At 76.4% G+C, this 3,506-nt stretch carries 2 protein-coding genes and 1 pseudogene; 2 read left to right on the top strand and 1 reads right to left on the bottom strand.

The window, feature by feature from the left end:
• Positions 1 to 688 (bottom strand): annotated as a pseudogene (locus tag G9H71_RS21590) (hypothetical protein); the annotation flags it as partial.
• Between the two features lie 161 nt (positions 689 to 849).
• Between G9H71_RS21590 and glpK the strand changes: the two are divergent.
• Together glpK and G9H71_RS21580 are read left to right on the top strand one after the other, a co-directional pair.
• Positions 850 to 2,370, top strand: a complete 1,521-nt coding sequence (glpK, locus tag G9H71_RS21585) for a glycerol kinase GlpK (RefSeq protein WP_166284832.1) — start codon at positions 850 to 852, stop codon at positions 2,368 to 2,370.
• The gene (locus tag G9H71_RS21580) at positions 2,367 to 3,404 is read left to right on the top strand and encodes an oxidoreductase (protein ID WP_331273185.1); all 1,038 of its coding nucleotides are present in this window, start codon (positions 2,367 to 2,369) and stop codon (positions 3,402 to 3,404) included. Before glpK ends, G9H71_RS21580 begins: the two co-directional genes overlap by 4 nt.
• Positions 3,405 to 3,506 lie beyond the last annotated feature (102 nt).

Below are 3,506 nucleotides of genomic sequence, written 5' to 3'. Positions count from 1 at the left end.
CGGCCAGCCGCCGGGCGAGCGGCCGCAGCGGCGCGGCGGGGTCGTCGCCCGAGGCCGCCGCCACCCGGCGGGCGAGCATCACGTCGCCCACCACGGTCATCGTCACCGCGGCGGGCGGTGCCTGGCCGGCCGTCCGCAAGGGGTACGCCCGCGGCGCCCGGAGCGGCGATCGGCCTCCGATCAGCACGGCGCGCACCGTCGGCCCCAGCGCGCTCGTCGGCACCAGGGCGAGGACGGCGGGGTCGTTCGCGGCCTTGCGTACGGCGGCGGCGTCGCTGCGGGCGCGCGCCGCCCCCGGCGCGTCGACCGCCGGCCCGGCCACGACGCGCAGCCGGCCGCGGGGCAGCCCCAGCCGGGACCAGTCGGCCACCCGGCCGGCCACCACCGCGCGCGCCACCGCCGGCGAGACGTCGACCGGGCCGCGGCTCGGGTGGGCGGCGAGGGCGAGCGGGGCGTCCTGCGCGGGCGGCTCGGCGGAGCTGGTGCTCGCGGCCGTGGGAGCGACGGGCGACGTGCCGCTCGCCGGCGGGGTGGCGGTGGTCGACGTGCTGCCCGCGGCGGGGGAGGTGGTCGCCGACGTGGGCGCGGCCGCGCCCGGTCCGTCGACCTGCGCTGCGGTGCACGCGCAGAGCACGCCGGCGAGGACGACGAGGGCACTGCGGCGTACCGGCCCGCTCGCGATCGGCATGGCTCAGGCTACGTGAATCGACCCCCCTCCCGGGGAGTCGATCAAGGGACATGGCGCGCGCCGCGCCGGCGTGCCGGTGCCAGGCCCCTTGATCGTCGGGCTCAGCAGCGGTCAGGTCGATAACGTGCGGCCTGGCGGACGCGTGACCGAGGAGGGGCTGGATGGCGGACCTGGTCGGGGCGCTGGACCACGGCACGACGAGCACGCGCTTCATGGTGTTCGACGCGACCGGCACCGAGGTCGCCCGTCACCAGCTCGAGCACGCGCAGATCCTGCCGCGGCCGGGGTGGGTGGAGCACGACCCGGAGGAGATCGCCGACCGGGCCGCCTCGGTCGTCTCGATCGCGCTGCGCCAGGCCCGGCTGGAGGCGCGCGACCTCGCCGCGGTCGGCATCGCCAACCAGCGCGAGACCACGGTCGTGTGGAACCGGCGGACGGGCCGGCCGTACACGAACGCCATCGTCTGGCAGGACACCCGCACCGACACGATCGCCGCCGCGCTGGAGGCAGACGGGCGGGGGAGCGTGATCCGGGAGCGGGCGGGGCTTCCTCCGGCGACGTACTTCTCCGGGGCGAAGCTGCAGTGGGTGCTGGACAACGTCGAGGGCGTGCGCGCGGACGCCGAGCGGGGGGACGCCCTCTTCGGCACCACGGACAGCTGGCTGCTCTGGAGCCTGACCGGAGGCCCCGCCGGCGGCGTGCACGTCACCGACGTCACCAACGCCTCGCGCACGATGCTGATGAGCCTGGAGACGCTGGACTGGGACGAGGAGCTGCTCTCGTTCTTCGACGTGCCGCGGCGGATGCTGCCCGAGATCCGCCCGTCCTCGGACGCGCGTGGCTACGGCGAGGCGGTGGGCCCGCTGCACGGCGTCCCGCTCACCGCGGCGCTCGGTGACCAGCAGGCCGCGACGCTCGGACAGGGCTGCTTCACCCCGGGCACGGCGAAAAACACCTATGGCACAGGCAACTTCCTCCTGCTCAACACCGGCGGTGAGCTGGTCCGGTCGGCCAACGGGCTGCTGACGACGCCGGCCTGGCAGCTCGGCGACGGCGCGCCCGCGTACGCCCTCGAGGGCTCGATCGCGGTGACCGGCAGCGCGATCCAGTGGCTGCGCGACCAGCTCGGCATCCTCACCGGCGCGGCGCAGAGCGAGGCGCTGGCCGCTCAGGTCGAGGACAACGGCGGGGTCTACTTCGTCCCGGCGTTCTCCGGGCTGTTCGCGCCCTACTGGAGGTCGGACGCCCGCGGCGCGATCGTGGGGCTCTCCCGCTTCAACACCAACGCGCACCTCGTGCGCGCGACGCTGGAGTCGATCTGCTTCCAGAGCCGCGACGTGATCGAAGCGGCGAAGCAGGATTCCGGAATCGATCTTGATGTGCTGCGGGTCGACGGCGGGGTGACCGCCAACAGCCTCTGCATGCAGATCCAGGCCGACGTCCTCGGCGTCCCGGTGAGCCGGCCGGCGGTGACCGAGACGACGGCCCTCGGCGCCGCCTATGCCGCCGGGCTCGCGGCAGGCGTGTGGTCCTCGACCGACGAGCTGATCGGCAACTGGCGCGAGGACCGGCGCTGGGAGCCGCATTGGTCCGCGGACCGGCGCGAGAGCGAGTACGCCGGGTGGAAGCGCGCCGTGGAGCGTTCGCTGGGCTGGGTCGAGGTGGGCGCCGGCGGCCAGTGAACAGCGTCACCCGTCCGGGCCGCGTCCGCCGGCCGCGGCGGTGGAAGACCGACAAGGTGCCGCGCCCCGTACGCCTCCCCGACCTCACCGGCCGCCGCGCGCTGGTCACCGGCGCGACCGGGGGCATCGGCCTCGCCGTCGCGCGCGAGCTCGCGGTGCGCGGGGCGACCGTGGCGCTCGCCGCGCGCGACCGGGACCGCGGGGAGCGTGCGCTGGAGCAGGTGCGGGAGTCGGCGCCGGGCACCCAGTCCTACGTCACGGTGCTCGACCTTGCCGACCTGTCGTCGGTCCGCGCGCTCGCCGCCCGGGAGCGCGAGTACGCCCTCCCGGTCGACCTGCTCGTGTGCAACGCAGGCGTCTACACGAGCACCCGGCAGCGGACCGCCGACGGCTTCGAGCTGATGATGGGCACGAACCACCTCGGCCACTTCGCGCTGACCGGGCTGCTGGCCCCACGGCTCGCCGCCGCCCCGGCCGGGCGCGTGGTCGTGGTCTCGAGCCTCGCCGCGGCCGCCGCCGGTGCTCCGGACCTGGACGGGGCAGGGAGCGGAAGGTTCTCGGGGTGGCAGGCGTACGCCCAGTCCAAGCTCGCCAACCTGCTCTTCGCGACGGAGCTCGCGCGGCGCGCGCAGGAGCTCGGCGGGGACGTCACCGTCACCGCCGCGCACCCCGGGTGGGCGCGCACGCGCCTGCTCACCCGGCGCGGCCCCGGCCTGGCGTCGTTCGTGACCGCCCCGGCGGTCGCGGTCATGGGCAGCGTGCTCGCGCAAGGGGCTAGCGCGGGCGCCGCGCCCGTCGTTCTCGCCGCCACGGACCCGACGGCCTCCGCGGGCGCCTACTACGGCCCCCGCAGCCTCGGCGGCCTGCGCGGCGCGCCCGCAGGGGCCGAGCTGCCGCCGCTGGCGCGCGACCCCGCCCTCGCCACCGCGGTGTGGGAGAGGTCCGAGCAGCTGACGGGGGTCGCCTACCGCTGGGCGGGCACGACCGCCGTCGCCGACACGGCAGGGGCCTCCGGGCCGACGACGTCGTCGTAGAGGCCCTCGGCCCGCAGCACGTCCACGAGCGGGCACTCGCCGGGGTCGATCCGCATCGACGCGCCATGGCTGCGCACGGCGCGCGCCGCGTCGACCAGGAAC

This window comes from Motilibacter deserti, assembly GCF_011250635.1.
GTDB classification, from domain to species: Bacteria; Actinomycetota; Actinomycetes; order Motilibacterales; family Motilibacteraceae; genus Motilibacter_A; species Motilibacter_A deserti.
Note: the sequence above shows the minus strand (reverse complement) of the source record. Positions and strands in the feature narration are given on the sequence as shown.